Source organism: Aeromicrobium sp. P5_D10 (assembly GCF_054049535.1).
The window spans coordinates 120,845-136,530 of the sequence record NZ_JBFUME010000003.1 but is presented as its reverse complement, the minus strand read 5'-3'; the positions used below and the strand labels follow the sequence as shown (position 1 = coordinate 136,530).

14 protein-coding genes are annotated in these 15,686 nt (G+C 64.3%); all 14 read left to right on the top strand.

The window, feature by feature from the left end:
- The first annotated feature begins 27 nt into the window (after positions 1-27).
- The 14 genes from ACXJKC_RS05715 (at position 28) to nuoN (ending at position 15,646) form a co-directional block, all read left to right on the top strand.
- On the top strand, positions 28-387 hold the full coding sequence (locus ACXJKC_RS05715; RefSeq protein ID WP_456695718.1) for an NADH-quinone oxidoreductase subunit A: 360 nt from the start codon (positions 28-30) through the stop codon (positions 385-387).
- A complete protein-coding gene (locus tag ACXJKC_RS05710) occupies positions 387-941 on the top strand; it encodes a NuoB/complex I 20 kDa subunit family protein (protein ID WP_456695717.1) in 555 nt (184 codons plus the stop codon). The genes ACXJKC_RS05715 and ACXJKC_RS05710 overlap by 1 nt, the downstream gene beginning before the upstream one ends.
- Complete coding sequence (locus tag ACXJKC_RS05705; RefSeq protein ID WP_456695716.1) at positions 938-1,651, top strand: NADH-quinone oxidoreductase subunit C; 714 nt, start codon at positions 938-940, stop codon at positions 1,649-1,651. The genes ACXJKC_RS05710 and ACXJKC_RS05705 overlap by 4 nt, the downstream gene beginning before the upstream one ends.
- Positions 1,648-2,991 (top strand): NADH-quinone oxidoreductase subunit D, encoded by a 1,344-nt coding sequence (locus ACXJKC_RS05700; RefSeq protein WP_456695715.1) that lies wholly within the window; start codon positions 1,648-1,650, stop codon positions 2,989-2,991. The genes ACXJKC_RS05705 and ACXJKC_RS05700 overlap by 4 nt, the downstream gene beginning before the upstream one ends.
- Complete coding sequence (gene nuoE, locus ACXJKC_RS05695) at positions 2,991-3,785, top strand: NADH-quinone oxidoreductase subunit NuoE (protein WP_456695714.1); 795 nt, start codon at positions 2,991-2,993, stop codon at positions 3,783-3,785. Before ACXJKC_RS05700 ends, nuoE begins: the two co-directional genes overlap by 1 nt.
- Positions 3,778-5,088 (top strand): NADH-quinone oxidoreductase subunit NuoF, encoded by a 1,311-nt coding sequence (nuoF, locus tag ACXJKC_RS05690; protein ID WP_456695713.1) that lies wholly within the window; start codon positions 3,778-3,780, stop codon positions 5,086-5,088. Before nuoE ends, nuoF begins: the two co-directional genes overlap by 8 nt.
- Positions 5,085-7,502, top strand: coding sequence for an NADH-quinone oxidoreductase subunit G (locus ACXJKC_RS05685; RefSeq protein ID WP_456695712.1), 2,418 nt, complete (start codon positions 5,085-5,087; stop codon positions 7,500-7,502). The genes nuoF and ACXJKC_RS05685 overlap by 4 nt, the downstream gene beginning before the upstream one ends.
- 127 nt (positions 7,503-7,629) lie before the next feature.
- A complete protein-coding gene (nuoH, locus tag ACXJKC_RS05680; protein WP_456695711.1) occupies positions 7,630-8,880 on the top strand; it encodes an NADH-quinone oxidoreductase subunit NuoH in 1,251 nt (416 codons plus the stop codon).
- A complete protein-coding gene (gene nuoI, locus ACXJKC_RS05675; protein WP_456695710.1) occupies positions 8,877-9,425 on the top strand; it encodes an NADH-quinone oxidoreductase subunit NuoI in 549 nt (182 codons plus the stop codon). Before nuoH ends, nuoI begins: the two co-directional genes overlap by 4 nt.
- Before the next feature lie 88 nt (positions 9,426-9,513).
- Positions 9,514-10,296 carry an NADH-quinone oxidoreductase subunit J gene (locus tag ACXJKC_RS05670; protein ID WP_456695709.1) on the top strand — a complete coding sequence of 261 codons (783 nt, stop codon included), beginning with the start codon at positions 9,514-9,516 and terminating at the stop codon, positions 10,294-10,296.
- Positions 10,293-10,586, top strand: a complete 294-nt coding sequence (gene nuoK, locus ACXJKC_RS05665) for an NADH-quinone oxidoreductase subunit NuoK (RefSeq protein ID WP_456695708.1) — start codon at positions 10,293-10,295, stop codon at positions 10,584-10,586. Before ACXJKC_RS05670 ends, nuoK begins: the two co-directional genes overlap by 4 nt.
- A gap of 10 nt (positions 10,587-10,596) precedes the next feature.
- A complete protein-coding gene (nuoL, locus tag ACXJKC_RS05660) occupies positions 10,597-12,474 on the top strand; it encodes an NADH-quinone oxidoreductase subunit L (protein ID WP_456695707.1) in 1,878 nt (625 codons plus the stop codon).
- Positions 12,471-14,030: an NADH-quinone oxidoreductase subunit M gene (locus tag ACXJKC_RS05655; protein WP_456695706.1), complete on the top strand. Its 1,560-nt coding sequence runs from the start codon at positions 12,471-12,473 to the stop codon at positions 14,028-14,030. Before nuoL ends, ACXJKC_RS05655 begins: the two co-directional genes overlap by 4 nt.
- Positions 14,030-15,646 (top strand): NADH-quinone oxidoreductase subunit NuoN, encoded by a 1,617-nt coding sequence (nuoN, locus tag ACXJKC_RS05650; RefSeq protein WP_456695705.1) that lies wholly within the window; start codon positions 14,030-14,032, stop codon positions 15,644-15,646. The genes ACXJKC_RS05655 and nuoN overlap by 1 nt, the downstream gene beginning before the upstream one ends.
- Positions 15,647-15,686 lie beyond the last annotated feature (40 nt).

The window sequence follows — 15,686 nt, the reverse complement described above, 5'->3', positions numbered from 1 at the left end:
TCTGTCGGTCGAGTCCCGGGAGGTGCCGTGACGGCTTACACGCCGATTCTTGTGCTGGGGGGTATTGCTGCCCTCTTTGCGATAGGCAGCATCGCGATCGCCCCGCTGACCGGGCCCAAGCGCTACAACCGCGCCAAGCTCGACCGCTACGAGTCGGGCATCGAGCCCAGCCCGCTGCCCGAAGGCGGCGGACGCATCCCGGTCAAGTACTTCTTCACCGCGATGATGTTCATCGTCTTCGACATCGAGATCGTGTTCCTCTACCCGTTCGCGGTGGCATTCGATCAGATGTCGTGGTTCGCGCTGTTCGCGATGATGCTGTTCCTCGTCAACGTCACGATCGCCTACGCCTATGAATGGCGCCGCGGCGGAATGGAGTGGACTTAATGGGTATTGAGGAAAAACTTCCCAGCGGAGTTCTGCTCTCGACGGTCGAAGGCCTGGCCGGGTACATGCGCAAGGCCTCGTTCTGGCCGGCGACATTCGGCCTGGCGTGCTGTGCGATCGAGATGATGACGTTCGGCGCGCCGCGCTTCGACTCCTCGCGCTTCGGCATGGAGGTCTTCCGCCCCTCGCCACGTCAGGCGGATCTGATGATCGTCGCCGGCCGGGTCAGCAACAAGATGGCCCCGGTCCTGCGCCAGATCTACGATCAAATGGCCGGCCCCAAATACGTCCTCGCGATGGGCGTCTGTGCGAGCTCGGGCGGCATGTTCAACAACTACGCGATCGTCCAGGGCGTCGACCACGTCGTGCCGGTCGACATGTATCTGCCAGGGTGCCCGCCGCGGCCAGAGATGCTGATCGACGCTGTCCTCAAGCTGCATGATCAGATTCAGCACGCCAAGCTCGGCGCCAATCGCTTAGAGCAGATCAAGGAGCAGGAGAAGGTGGCGTTGCTCGCGACTCCCACCTCCGCGATGAAGGGGCTCATGCGATGAGCGACCCGACCCAGGACGGTTCGCACGAGACCCGCGACGAGCTGGTCAAGGCAGGCGTGACCGAGCTCGAGATCGTCGAAGTCCGTGAAGGCGCCTTCGGTGCTCACGGGACGGGCGACACCAGCGGTTTCGGCGGCCTGACCCGGCCGGTCATCATGCCCGGCGCGAGCCTGCCACCCTATGGCGGATGGTTCGACGAGGTCGCCGAGCGGTTCGCTGCGGGATCCGGGTTGGCCAATGCGATCGAGAAGGTTGTTGTCGACCGCGGCGAGATCACGTTCTACGTCCGCCGACAGTTGCTCCTCGAGGCCGTGACGCACCTGCGCAACGACCCGGTGCTGCGCTTCGAATTCTGCTCCAGCGTCAGCGGCGTGCACTTCCCGCACGAGACGGGCCGCGAACTGCACGTCGTCCTGCACCTGCTGTCGATGACCCACAACCGGCGTATCCGGGTCGAGGTCACCGCCCCCGACGACGATCCGCACGTGCCCAGCGTCGTCTCGATCTACCCGACTGCCGACTGGCAGGAACGGGAGGCCTGGGACATGTTCGGCATCATCTTCGACGGTCACCCCGCGCTGACCCGCATCCTGATGCCCGACGACTGGCCGGGTCACCCGCAGCGAAAAGACTATCCACTCGGCGGAATCCCGGTCGAATACAAGGGCGGAACGATCGCCCCTCCGGATCAGCGCAGGAGCTACTCATGACTCAAACGCACCATGATGGGCACACCGATCCGTACGCCGGCACGACCGAATCGACCGAAGGTCCGGTCTTCACCGTCACAGGTCAAGACTGGGACACGATCGACGCCTCGGCTGTCAAAGGCGACCGGCTCGTCATCAACATGGGTCCGCAGCACCCGTCGACGCACGGCGTGCTGCGTCTGATCCTGGAGATCGACGGCGAGACGGTCCGCGATGCGCGTGCCGGGATCGGCTATCTGCACACCGGTATCGAGAAGAATATGGAATACCGGACCTGGACCCAGGGGGTGACGTTCTGCACCCGCATGGACTACGTCGCCCCGTTCTCCAATGAGGCCGCCTACGTCATGGCGGTCGAGAGCCTGCTCGGCATCGAAGCGCCCGAGAAGGCACAGGCGATCCGGGTTCTGCTGCTGGAGCTCAACCGGATCTCCTCCCACCTGGTCTGCATCGCGACCGGCGGCATGGAGCTCGGTGCCCTGACGGTCATGACCTGCGGCTTCCGCGATCGCGAAGAGATCCTCAACGTCTTCGAGATGATCACGGGCCTGCGGATGAACCACGCCTACTTCCGTCCCGGCGGCGTCGCGCAGGATCTGCCTGAAGGCGTGTTCGAGAAACTGCGCTCGACCGTCGCGCTGCTCAAGAAGCGGCTCCCTGAGTACGCCGCGTTGTGCAATGCCAACCCGATCTTCAAAGGCCGTCTCAAGGGTGTCGGTCACCTCGATCTGGCCGGATGCCTCGCGCTCGGTCTGACCGGTCCGGTGTTGCGTTCGACCGGCTACGACTGGGACCTGCGCAAGAAGCAGCCCTATTGGGGTTATGAGACCTACGACTTCGATGTCGTGACCCGAGACGAGCCAGATGCGTACGGGCGGTTCCGGGTCCGCCTCGACGAGATGTGGGAGTCGCTGAAGATCGTCGAGCAGGCCATCGAGCGACTGGAAGGCATGGACGGGCAGCCCGTCATGGTGGCCGATAAGAAGATCGCCTGGCCTTCGCAGCTGAGTGTCGGTGCGGACGGCCAGGGCAACTCAGCCGAACACATCAAGCACATCATGGGCGAGTCGATGGAAGCGTTGATCCACCACTTCAAGATCGTGACCGAGGGCTTCCGGGTCCCGGCCGGCCAGGCCTACGGAGCAATCGAGGCGCCTCGCGGTGAGATCGGCTGCCATCTCGTCTCCGACGGCGGCACGCGGCCATATCGGGCGCACTTCCGCGATCCGTCGTTCGTCAATCTGCAAGGCACCTCGGTCATGAGCGAGGGCGGCATGATCTCCGACGTCATCGTGGCCGTCGCGAGCATTGATCCCGTAATGGGAGGGGTTGACCGCTAATGACGCTTTCAGATCTCACCAAGGACGAGCTTCGTGAGCTGGCTTCGCGGTATCCGCAGGCTCGCAGTGCTTTGCTGCCGATGCTGCACCTCGTGCAATCTGCCGAGGGCAATGTGACGAATGAGGGCATCGAGGTGTGCGCCGACATCCTCGGCATCTCGGCCGCCGAAGTGTCGGGTGTCGCGACGTTCTACACGATGTACAAGCGCCGCCCTATGGGCGAGCACCATGTCGGTGTCTGCACCAACACGCTGTGCGCCGTCATGGGCGGCGATCTGATCTTCGAACGGCTCAAGGGCCACCTCGACGTCGGCAATGACGAGACGACCGAGGATGGCAAAGTCACGCTCGAGCACATCGAGTGCAATGCCGCGTGCGACTTCGCGCCGGTCATGATGGTCAATTGGGAGTTCTTCGACAACCAGACGCCCGAGTCGGCGGTCGAGGTCGTCGACAAGCTGCGCGCAGGTGAGCCGGTACAGGCGACTCGCGGCGCGACGATCACCTCGTGGCGGGCCGCCGAGCGGGTGCTCGCCGGTTTCGAGGACGGACTCGTCGATGAGGGGCCGGCGGCAGCCGGTGCCTCGTTGGTCGGACTGCAGATAGCGGCCGACAAGGGCTGGACGGCACCCTCGGCGGTTGAGGTGCGGAGCGAAGCGCAGCCTCGAAACCAGGAGGCGAAGCCGGAGTCCAAGGTGGCGGCCGCCGAACAGGCCGATACCTCGCGTGCGGAGTCCGAGACCAAACTCGAGGAGTCACCCGCCGACACGGCGAAGGAGGGTAGCGATGACTGACACTCTGACCCCCGTGCTCAGCGCGGACTGGGGCAATGACCGTGCCTGGACGCTCGAGGCATACGAGAAGACCGGCGGCTATGCGGCGCTGAAGAGCGCGCTCGCGATGGCGCCCGACGATGTCATCACGCTGGTCAAGGATTCGGGCCTGCGCGGTCGCGGCGGTGCGGGATTCCCGACCGGGATGAAGTGGAGCTTCATCCCGCAGGACAACCCCAAGCCCAAGTACCTCGTCGTCAACGCCGATGAGTCGGAGCCGGGAACCTGCAAGGACATCCCGCTCATGATGGCCACGCCGCACACGCTGATCGAGGGCGTCATCATCGCCTCACACGCGATCCGGGCCAACACGGCATTCATCTACGTCCGCGGTGAGGTGCTGCACGTCGTCCGGCGCCTGCGCGCCGCGGTCCGAGAGGCCTATGCAGCCGGCCACCTCGGCAAGAACGTCCACGGATCGGGCTTCGACATCGACCTGGTGATCCATGCCGGTGCCGGTGCCTATATCTGCGGCGAGGAGACCGCGCTGCTCGATTCGCTCGAAGGACGCCGTGGGCAACCGCGTCTGCGTCCGCCGTTCCCGGCCGTCGAGGGTCTCTATGCGAGCCCGACCGTCGTCAACAACGTCGAGTCGATCGCCTCAGTGCCGTCGATCGTCAAGAACGGCGTCGATTGGTTCACCTCGATGGGCACCGAGAAGTCCAAGGGTTACGTCATCTACTCCCTGTCCGGGCACGTCAAGACACCCGGCCAGTACGAGGCTCCGCTCGGTATCACCCTGCGCGAGCTGATCGATCTCGGCGGAGGCATGCGCGAGGGTAGCGAGCTCAAGTTCTGGACGCCCGGTGGTTCGTCGACACCGCTGTTGACCGCCGAGCACCTCGACATGCCGCTCGACTACGAATCGGTCGGCGCTGCCGGATCGATGCTCGGCACCAGGGCACTGCAGATCTTCGACCAGACGACCTCGGTCGTGCGGTGCGTGTTGCGGTGGACCGAGTTCTACAAGCACGAATCATGCGGCAAGTGCACGCCGTGCCGTGAAGGCACCTGGTGGCTCGTGCAGACCCTCCAGCGTCTCGACGAGGGGCTGGGCAAGGACGGCGACATCGAACTGCTCGTCGATCTGTGCGAGAACATCCTCGGACGGTCTTTCTGTGCCCTGGGCGATGGTGCGACGAGCCCCATCACATCGGCGGTCCAGTATTTCCGCAGCGAATTCGAGGCCGGTATGCACACCCCGTCGAGCGAGCTGTTCCCGCCCGCCGCGTCAACGCTGTTCAAGCAGGAGGTCAGCGCATGACCGTCCAAGAGGTTTCGACAGGCTCAACCGGCGAGGCCCCCGTCGAACTCGTCACGCTGACGATCGACGACGTCGAGGTCAGCGTGCCCAAGGGCACGCTCGTGATCCGCGCCGCCGAACTCATCGGCACCGAGATCCCGCGCTTCTGCGATCACCCGCTGCTCGACCCCGTGGGCGCGTGCCGCCAGTGCCTGGTCGACATCACCGACGCCGGCAACGGCCGGGGATTTCCCAAACCGCAGGCCTCCTGCACGATCGAGGTCGCGGCCGGAATGGTCGTCAAGACTCAGGTCACCTCGCCGGTCGCCGAGAAGGCGCAGCGCGGGAACCTGGAGTTCCTGCTGATCAACCACCCGCTCGACTGCCCGGTCTGCGACAAGGGCGGCGAGTGCCCCCTGCAGAACCAGTCGATGACGCACGGTGCGGGGGAGTCGCGGTTCATCGAAACCAAGCGCACATTCCCCAAGCCGGTCAAGGTCTCCGAGCAGGTGCTGCTCGACCGCGAGCGCTGCGTGCTCTGTGCCCGCTGCACCCGGTTCTCCGAGCAGATCGCCGGTGATCCGTTCATTGCGCTGGTCGAACGGGGTGCGAACCAGCAGGTCGGCATCTACGAAGAAGAGCCGTTCAACTCCTACTTCTCGGGTAACACGATCCAGATCTGCCCCGTCGGTGCGCTCACGAGCGCCGACTACCGTTTTCGGTCACGCCCGTTCGATCTTGTCTCGACCCCGTCGATCGCAGAACACGACTCAAGCGGTTCGGCGATCCGAATCGACCACCGCCGTGGCAAGGTCATGCGCCGTCTGGCCGGCGACGATCCCGAGGTCAACGAGGAGTGGATCACCGACAAGGACCGGTTCGCGTTCACTTATGCGACGCAGGGCGACCGGATCACGACTCCGCTCGTGCGCGATCGTGAAAGCGGCGAGCTGGTGCCCGCATCCTGGCCGGCCGCGCTCGCGACCGCGGCACAGGGACTCGCCGCGGCCGACGGCAAGGTCGGGGTTCTGCCCGGCGGCCGCCTGACTGCCGAGGACGCCTTCGCCTACAGCAAGTTCGCTCGCGCGGTACTGCGCACCAATGACATCGACTTCCGCTCACGGGCGCACTCGGCCGAGGAAGCGGCGTTCCTGGCCGCGCATGTGGCCGCGACCCAGCTGACGGTGTCGTTCGCCGACCTGGAACGTGCGTCGACCGTCGTCCTGGTGGGCCTGGAGCCCGAGGACGAGAACGGGGCCGTCTTCCTGAGGCTCCGCAAGGGGGCCAAAGACCATGGGGTCAAGGTCATCGCGATCGCCAGCCACGCGAGCCGCGGACTCGCCAAGATGTCCGGCGAACTCGTCCAGACCATTCCCGGTCATGAGCCGCAGGCGCTGGCCGGACTCGCGCTGCCGGCCGGTTCGGTCATCCTGGCCGGGGAACGCCTCGCCTCGGTGCCTGGCGGATTCACCGCCGCAGCAGCCTTGGCCGAGAAGTCGGGCGCCCGGCTCGCCTGGATCCCGCGTCGGGCCGGCGAACGGGGAGCCGTCGAGACTGGCTGCCTGCCCAATCTGTTGCCCGGTGGTCGTCCGCTCGACGACGCCGAGGCACGTGCCGATCTTGCCGCAGCCTGGGGCCTGCGCACGATTCTGGCCAAAGTCGGTCGCGACACCTCCTCGATCTTCACCGACGCCAAACACGGTGTGGTCAAAGCGTTGCTGATCGGCGGGGTCGAGATCGCCGACCTGCCAGATCCGGCCATCGCCCGGGCTGCTTTGGCCAAAGCAGATTTCGTGGTGAGCCTCGAAGTCCGGCACAGTGAAGTCACGGCGTCCGCCGATGTCGTCCTGCCGGTCGCGCCGACGGTCGAGAAACCCGGCATGTTCGTCAACTGGGAGGGCCGGATCCGTACCTTCGACGCGGTCCTGAACGAGCCCAATTCGCTGACCGACATCCGAGTTCTGGCCGGTATCGCCGAGGAGCTGGGTAAGCCGCTGGGCTTCCGTACTGTCTCCGGTGCGCGCCAGGCCATGACCGAACTCGGTCCGTGGGACGGCAACCGGGCCTCGCTGGGGGAGTTCGGCGAAGACTCGAAGCCCACAGCGGGGAGTTCGACGGGCCATTCGCCGATCGTCCTCGACACCTGGCGGTTGCTGATCGACGACGGCCGGGGCCAGGACGGTCAGCCGCAGTTCAAGGCCACGGCCCGTCCGGCAGTCCTGCGAGCCAGCGGCACGACGCTGAAGGCTTTCGGCATCGAGCCGGGCGAGCTCGCCACGATCTCGACCGAGACCGGCAGCGCGTCGTTCCCGGCCGAAGTCGCCGAGCTGCCCGATGGAGTCGTGTGGGCGCCGAGCAACTCCGGTGTCAGCCTGCGTGATGCTCTCGGTGCAGGCTTCGGGGATCGGGTCACGCTGAAGGGTGGACTCGCATGAGTAACAACTCGGTGGTTGAGGTGCCCTCGGTGGTTGAGGTGCGTAGCGCAGCGGAGCCTCGAAACCACGTTGGTTTCGAGACGCCCTCCTTCGTCGGGCTCCTCAACCAACGATGGGCGGTGGCGTCATGAGTGATCTCTTCGGCAATGAGCCGTTCTGGGTCATCGCGCTCAAATCGCTGCTGATCTTCGTCTTCCTCGTGGTCTACACGCTGTTCAACATCTGGTTCGAGCGCCGCGTCGTCGCCAAGATGCAGCACCGCATCGGTCCGAACGTCCACGGACCGTTCGGCCTGTTGCAGAGCCTGGCCGATGGCGTCAAGCTCGCGCTCAAAGAGGACATCGTCGTCAAGGCAGCCGACAAGTTCGTCTACATCCTGGCGCCGATCCTGGCCACGATCCCGGCCTTCCTGGCTTGGGCGGTCATCCCCTTCGGTCCCGAGGTGCGGATTCCGTTCACCGACCAGGTCACCCCGCTGCAGCTGACCGACATGCCGGTCGCAGTGCTGTACGTCCTCGCAGTGACCTCGATCGGCGTGTACGGCATCGTGCTGGCGGGTTGGGCCTCCGGCTCGATCTACGCCCTGCTCGGCGGTCTGCGTTCCAGCGCCCAGGTCATCTCGTACGAAGTGGCGATGGGCCTGTCATTCGTGTCGGTCTTCATGTACGCCGGGTCGATGTCGACCTCGGAGATCGTCGAAGCGCAGAGCGATCTGTGGTTCTTCCTGCCGCTGTTCCCGTCGTTCATCATCTACTGCATCGCGATGGTCGGCGAGACCAACCGAGCACCGTTCGACCTGCCGGAGGCCGAGGGCGAACTCGTCGGTGGATTCCACACTGAGTACTCCTCGCTGAAGTTCGCGCTGTTCTTCCTGGCCGAATACATCAACATGGTCACGGTGTCGGCGTTGGCTACGACGCTGTTCCTCGGCGGATGGCGTGCGCCGTTCGGCATCGGACAGATCAACGACGGCTACTTCAACACCGGTTACTGGCCGGTGCTGTGGTTCTTTGGCAAGACGCTGTTCTTCATCTTCATCTTCGTCTGGCTGCGCGGAACGCTGCCGCGCATGCGCTACGACCAGTTCATGAACTTCGGCTGGAGGATCCTGATCCCGATCTCTCTGGTCTGGATCATCGCGGTCGCCTTCATCCGCAAGCTCAAGAACGAGGACATGCTCGACCAGGGCGTCATCTTGCCGGTGGCGATCGTGGTTGGCGTCCTGGCGCTCCTGACCTTCTTGATCCCTGAGAAGAAGGAACCCGAGCCCGAGCCGGAGCCCGAAGAGTTCGACGCCTTCGCGGGCGGATACCCGGTGCCGCCCATGCCCGGACAGCAGACGACCGATACACCTGCGAGTGAGAGGACGAAGTCATGAGCTCGCCCATCCGCGAAACTCTGTGGGACCCGATCGCCGGCTTCGGCGTGACGTTCCGGACGATGTTCAAGAAGCCCGTCACAGAGCAGTACCCGTTCACGAAGGTGCCGACGGCGCCGCGTTTCCACGGACGTCATCAGCTCAACCGCTGGCCCGACGGCCTGGAGAAGTGCATCGGTTGCGAGCTGTGTGCCTGGGCGTGCCCGGCTGACGCTATCTACGTCGAGGGTGCTTCGAACGTCGACGGCGACCGGCACAGCCCGGGTGAGCGTTACGGACGCGTCTACCAGATCAACTACCTGCGCTGCATTCTGTGCGGTCTGTGCATCGAGGCGTGCCCCACGCGGGCGTTGACCATGACCAATGAGTACGAGCTGGCCGACAACAACCGCGAGGCGCTGATCTACGAGAAGAACGATCTGCTCGCGCCGTTGCTGCCTGGCATGGTCGAACCGCCGCACGAGATGATGATCAGCGACGACCACCAGGACTACTACCGCGGCAAGCAACTGCCCATCGTGAATGTGACGGGAGGCGAGCAGTGAGCGAGTATTCGGTGGTTGAGGCGCGAGCTTGCGAGCCTCGAAACCACGGAGATTTCGAGGCTGCGCTGCGCTTCGCACCTCAATCACCGTGGCAGCGGGAGGTTCAGGCATGACGACGTTCTGGATCCTCGCGCCGATCATGGTGATTGCCGCGCTCGGTCTGCTGTTCGCGAGGAAGGCCGTGCACGCGGCGCTGTCGCTCGCGGTCGTCATGATCAGCCTCGCGGTGCTGTACGCCGCACAGGGCGCACCATTCCTGTTCGCGGTGCAGATCATCGTCTACACCGGCGCGATCATGATGCTGTTCTTGTTCGTGCTGATGTTGGTCGGCGTGGACAACAAGGAGTCGCTGCGCGAGACCATCAGCGGTCAGCGGCTCGCGGCCACGCTCGTCGGACTGCTGTTCGGCATCGTGGCGGTGACTTTGATCGGTCAGACCGTCGCATCACCGGTCGTCGGGCTCGACAAGGCCAATGCCGGCGGGAACGTCGAGGGCCTGGCGGCCCTGATGTTCGGCCCTTACACCTTGGCCGTCCAGTTCACCGCGGCATTGCTCATCACCGCGGTGCTGGGAGCCATGGTCATGGCCCATCACGAGAACCTGACGCCGCGACGTTCGCAGGCCGATCTGTCGCGCCAGCGGATGCGCGACTACGCCGAGAGTGGAGTGCATCCCGGCAATGCGCCGACACCCGGTGTCTTCGCCCGGCACAATGCCGTCGACACTCCCGCGCTGCTGCCAGACGGCAGCCCGCTCGACGAGTCGCTCTCGCCGAGCATTGCCGAACGCGGCCAGGTCAGGTCGGGCTTCGACTCCGATATCGACAAGGTCGTCGAACAACTCAAGCCCGAGGAAGAGGAGGGCAAGTGAACGAGTACATCACCTTGTCGCTGATCCTCTTCACGATCGGTGCCGTCGGCGTCGTGGTCCGCCGCAACGCGATCATCATCTTCATGTGCATCGAGCTGATGCTCAACGCGACGAACCTCGCCTTCGTGAGCTTCTCGCGGCAGCACGGCAATCTCGACGGTCAGATCGCGGCGTTCTTCGTCATGGTCGTGGCCGCCGCAGAGGTCGTCATCGGCTTGTCGATCATCGTGTCCATCTATCGCACGCGTCAGACGACTTCGGTCGATGACGTGAGCATGCTGAAGTCGTAGGGGGCGCGTGATGTTCGATCTTCAATGGCTGCTGATTGCCATCCCACTGGCAAGCGGTGCTCTGCTGCTGATCTGGGGCAAGGAGGCCGACCGCTTCGGCCACCTGATCGGGACCGCGGCATCGGCCGCCTCCTTCATCTTCGGTGCTGTGCTGTTCGCCTCGCTGCTCGGCAAGGACGGCGGTGACCGCTCGCATGCGGTCAGTCTGTTCACCTGGATCGACACCGGGACGTTCCACGTCGAGATGAACTTCGTCTACGACCAGCTGTCGGCGTTGTTCGTCCTGCTGATCACCGGCGTCGGCACGCTGATCCACATCTACTCGATCGGCTACATGGAGCACGACGCCAACCGTCGGCGCTTCTTCGCCTACCTCAACATCTTCGTCGCCGCGATGCTCACATTGGTGCTGGCCGGTGACTACCTCGTGCTGTTCCTCGGCTGGGAAGGTGTGGGCCTCGCGTCCTATCTGCTGATCGGTTTCTGGCAACACAAGCCGTCGGCGGCCGCAGCGGCCAAGAAGGCGTTCGTCGTCAACCGGGTCGGCGACATCGGCATGGCCCTGGCGATCATGCTGATGTTCGCGCAGTTCGGCACGACCGCGATCGCTGCGGTCAACGCTGCAGCTCCCGGCGCGGGCGACAACGTCACCACGGCACTGGGTCTGCTGCTCCTGCTGGGTGCCTGCGGCAAGTCTGCCCAGGTGCCGCTTCAGAGCTGGCTTCTTGACGCGATGGAGGGCCCGACTCCTGTCTCGGCCCTGATCCACGCCGCGACGATGGTCACCGCCGGCGTCTACCTGGTGGTGCGTTCCAATGCGATCTTCGACGCTTCGGAGGCCGCCCGCACCGCAGTCATCATCGTCGGTCTGGTCACGCTGCTGGCAGGTGCCTGGATCGGTTGCGCCAAGGACGACATCAAGAAGGCACTGGCCGGTTCGACGATGAGCCAGATCGGCTACATGATGCTGGCTGCAGGATTGGGGCCGGCCGGATATGCATTTGCTATTTTCCACCTCATCACGCACGGCTTCTTCAAGGCCAATATGTTCCTCGGCGCCGGATCCGTCATGCACGGTATGGGCGATGACGTCAACATGCGCCACTACGGCGGCCTGTCCAAGCTCATGCCGGTCACGTTCGCGACCTTCGGGCTGGGTTATCTGGCCATCATCGGCGTCCCGCCGTTCGCAGGCTTCTGGTCCAAGGACAAGATCATCGAGGCGGCGTTCGGCCAGAACCTGTGGGTCGGCCTGGCCGCGCTGCTCGGTGCGGGTGTCACGGCGTTCTACATGACCCGGTTGATGATCATGACGTTTGTGTCGGAGAAGAGATGGCGCGAAGAGGTGCATCCACACGAATCGCCCAAGGTCATGACCTGGCCGTTGATCGCCCTGGCTGCGCTCTCGGCCGTCGGCGGTGCGCTGTTGATCGGCGACTGGATCAACGAATGGCTCGAACCTGTCGTCGGCCACACCGAGCACCATGAACTCGCAGTCCCGGCCATCGTGCTCACGCTGATCATCACGGCAGTCGTCGCACTAGGTGTCGCTGGAGCGGTGTGGTTCTACCGTCGCGAGCCGATCGCCGCAGAGACTCCGGCCGACAGTTCGGTGTCGTTCTTCGCCCGCGCCGGACGCCACGAGCTGTACGGCAATGAGCTCAACGACACGGTCGTCGTACGGCCCACCCGTCACCTGACCCGGTTCCTGGTCTGGCTCGACGTCAAGGGCATCGACGGCTTCGTGACCGGACTGGCCGATCGACTCGGTGACACCTCACAGTTCCTGCGCAAACCGCAGACCGGATTCGTCCGTTCCTATGCCCTCACGATGTTCGGTGGCGTCGCCATCGTCGTCCTGTGCCTCCTGGCGGTGACCCTCGCATGATCCTGACGATCCTCACTGCGACTCCGATCGCAGGTGCGCTGATCCTCGCGCTGATGCCGCGCCAGAAGTCCGGACATCTGCCGGCCAAGGTCGTTGCTCTCGCCGTCGCGCTCATCACGCTCGCGCTGTCGCTCGTGGCTTTGGCCAAGTTCGACACCTCGAGCGGCGGCTACCAGCTCACCAAGACCCACGAGTGGATCGCCGCCTTCGGCGCGCATTATGCGGTCGGCGTCAATGGCATCGGCATCGTGCTGATCCTGTTGACCACGATCCTGACGCCGATCGTGATCCTGGCGTCCTTCGAGGACCGGCTGCCGGATCCGCAGGGCACGAATGCGTACTTCGCCTGGATGCTCGCGGTCGAAGGTCTCGCAATCGGTGCTTTCGCAGCTACCGACGCCTTCCTCTTCTACGTCCTGTTCGAAGCGACGCTGATCCCGTTGTACTTCCTGATCGGGACGTTCGGCGGGGCCAACCGCTCGTACGCCGCGGTCAAGTTCTTGATCTACAACCTGGTCGGCGGCCTGCTGATGCTCGCCTCGATTGTGGGTCTGTACGTCGTGAGCTCCCGCCAGGGTGATGCGTCGTACCTGTTGAGCGATCTGCAGAACCTCGACTTCAGTCAGAACACCGAGCGGTTGCTGTTCCTGGGATTCATGGCGGCGTTCGCGATCAAGGCACCGCTGTGGCCGCTGCACACCTGGCTGCCCGATGCGGCGGGTCAGGCGACTCCCGGTACGTCGGTGCTGATGGTCAGTGTGGTCGACAAGATCGGCACCTTCGGCATGATCATCTGGTGTGTCGGGCTGTTTCCCGAGGCAGCCGATTGGGCCAGCCCCGTCATCATCACCCTGGCGGTCATCAGCATCGTCTACGGCGCCTTGCTCGCAATCGGCCAGGACGACATCCGCAGGCTCATCGCGTTCACGTCGGTCTCGCACTTCGGCTTCATCATTTTGGGCATCTTCGCGTTCACGACGACCTCGATGGCCGGCTCGACGCTGTACATGTTCAACCACGGCCTGTCGACCGCGGCGCTGTTCATCGTCACCGGCATCATGATCTCGCGCCGTGGTTCGGCCAAGATCTCCGACTTCGGCGGTGTGCAGAAGATCGCCCCGATCCTTTCGGGTGTGCTGCTGATTGCAGGTCTGTCGAGCCTGTCGCTGCCCGGATTGGCACCATTCATCTCCGAATTCCTTGTACTGGCCGGAACGTTCACCCGCTCGATCCCCGCCGCCGCTGTGGCCACGCTCGGCATCGTCCTGGCGGCGCTCTACATCCTGATCATGTACCAACGCACCATGACCGGACCGCTCAAGGAAGGCAATGAGGGAGTCACCGACCTCGAGCCCCGAGAGATTGCGGCGCTGACGCCGGCGTTGATCCTGATCGTCGCGCTCGGCTTCTTCCCGCAGCCGATGCTCAATGCGATCAACCCGGCGATCGACACCGTCATGAGTCATGTCGGCAAGGGAGACCCGGAGCCGAAGACACCGACCAATATCCAAGCACCGGCCGATGAGTCCGCACACACCGAAGAAGGGGGGCACTGATGAGCTTGTTCACCAAGGCTGATCTGCCGCCCATCCCGGCGCCGGATATCGAGTTCTCGCTGATCGCCCCGATGCTGATCATCTCGGGAGTCGCGATCGTCGGCGTCATCATCGAAGCGTTCTGGCCGCGAGCCAGCCGGTTCCGAGCCCAGGTCGTCCTCGCGGTCGTGGGTATCGTCGCGGCCTTCGCCGACACGGTGTGGGTCTACAACGATCTCGACCGGGTCGACGCCGATCTGGTCGCCCGCGGCAAGGTCGCGGGTGAGGGAGCGCTGTCACTCGACGGACCGGGCGTCTTCACCTGGGGAATCCTGCTGATCTTCGCGCTGCTCAGCATGTTGCTGTTCGCCGAACGCAAACTCGAAGGCGGGCTGAGCCAGTTCACCGGCCGAGCTGCAGATGCGCCGGGATCGCCGGCCGAAGCCGAAGCGGTCAAGGCTCGTTTGGAGCACAGCGAGGTCTTCCCGCTGGCGCTGTTCGCGCTGGTCGGCATGATGCTGTTCGCGACGTCGAATGATCTGCTGACGATGTTCGTCGCCCTGGAAGTCCTGTCGCTGCCGCTGTACATCCTGTGCGGATTGGCCCGTCGACGTCGGCTCCTGAGCCAGGAAGCCTCACTCAAGTACTTCCTGCTCGGCGCATTCTCCTCGGTGTTCTTCCTGTACGGCGTCGCTCTGGCGTACGGCTATGCGGGCAGCTTTGAACTGTCGGCAATCGATCTGGCCGTCACGAACCGCGCCGGCAGCGAGAACATGTTGCTCGCGGCGACTGCACTGATGGCCGTGGGTCTGCTGTTCAAGATCGGTGCCGCGCCGTTCCACACCTGGACGCCGGACGTCTATCAAGGTGCCCCGACGCCTGTCACGGCATTCATGGCCGCAGGCACCAAGGCAGCGGCCTTCTTGGCTCTGTTGCGCGTCTTCTATGTCGGCTTTGGCGGTTCGCAATGGGATTGGCGCCCGACCATCGTCGCGATCGCGATCATCACGATGTTCCTGGGCGCGGTCGTCTCGATCTCGCAGACCGACGTCAAGCGCATGTTGGCCTACTCCTCGATCGCGCACGCGGGCTTCCTGCTGGTCGGCTTCACCGGCGTCTACATCGGTGTCGCCTCGTCCGACCGGGTCACCTCGTTGTCGGGCATCTTGTTCTACCTGACGGTCTACGGGCTCTCGTCGATCGGTGCATTCGCGATCGTGACGCTGGTGCGCGACTCCGGCGGCGAGACGACGCACCTGTCGAAGTGGGCCGGACTCGGCAAGAAGTCGCCGTGGCTCGCAGGCGCGTTCGCGCTGTTCATGCTGTCGTTCGCCGGTATCCCGCTGACAGGTGGATTCGTCGGCAAATGGGCGGTCTTCAGCGCGGCGTATTCAGGCGGTTTCTGGTGGCTTGTGGTCATCGGCGTCCTGATCAGCGCCTTGGCGGCGTACTTCTACGTGCGTGTCATCGTGCTGATGTTCTTCACCGAACCGGTGGGGGATGGGCCGACTGTTGCGGTCCCGAGCGTCCTGACTACCGTGGTGATAGTCGTCGCTGCGGTTGCCACGATCGGACTCGGTATCATTCCGGGACCGGTGCTTGAGCTCGCGCAACATGCGGGTGCCTTCGTGCGCTGATCGTCTTGTTGGACTGTTCTAGGAGCTTTGCGTGTCCACT

What these genes read in the sequence shown, in the direction of transcription:
- ACXJKC_RS05710 (WP_456695717.1), top strand. Translation starts at nt 387, where the DNA reads ATGGGTATTGAGGAAAAACTTCCCAGCGGAGTTCTGCTCTCGACGGTC.
- ACXJKC_RS05705 (WP_456695716.1), top strand. Translation starts at nt 938, where the DNA reads ATGAGCGACCCGACCCAGGACGGTTCGCACGAGACCCGCGACGAGCTG.
- ACXJKC_RS05700 (WP_456695715.1), top strand. Translation starts at nt 1,648, where the DNA reads ATGACTCAAACGCACCATGATGGGCACACCGATCCGTACGCCGGCACG.
- nuoE (WP_456695714.1), top strand. Translation starts at nt 2,991, where the DNA reads ATGACGCTTTCAGATCTCACCAAGGACGAGCTTCGTGAGCTGGCTTCG.
- nuoF (WP_456695713.1), top strand. Translation starts at nt 3,778, where the DNA reads ATGACTGACACTCTGACCCCCGTGCTCAGCGCGGACTGGGGCAATGAC.
- ACXJKC_RS05685 (WP_456695712.1), top strand. Translation starts at nt 5,085, where the DNA reads ATGACCGTCCAAGAGGTTTCGACAGGCTCAACCGGCGAGGCCCCCGTC.
- nuoH (WP_456695711.1), top strand. Translation starts at nt 7,630, where the DNA reads ATGAGTGATCTCTTCGGCAATGAGCCGTTCTGGGTCATCGCGCTCAAA.
- nuoI (WP_456695710.1), top strand. Translation starts at nt 8,877, where the DNA reads ATGAGCTCGCCCATCCGCGAAACTCTGTGGGACCCGATCGCCGGCTTC.
- nuoL (WP_456695707.1), top strand. Translation starts at nt 10,597, where the DNA reads ATGTTCGATCTTCAATGGCTGCTGATTGCCATCCCACTGGCAAGCGGT.
- ACXJKC_RS05655 (WP_456695706.1), top strand. Translation starts at nt 12,471, where the DNA reads ATGATCCTGACGATCCTCACTGCGACTCCGATCGCAGGTGCGCTGATC.
- nuoN (WP_456695705.1), top strand. Translation starts at nt 14,030, where the DNA reads ATGAGCTTGTTCACCAAGGCTGATCTGCCGCCCATCCCGGCGCCGGAT.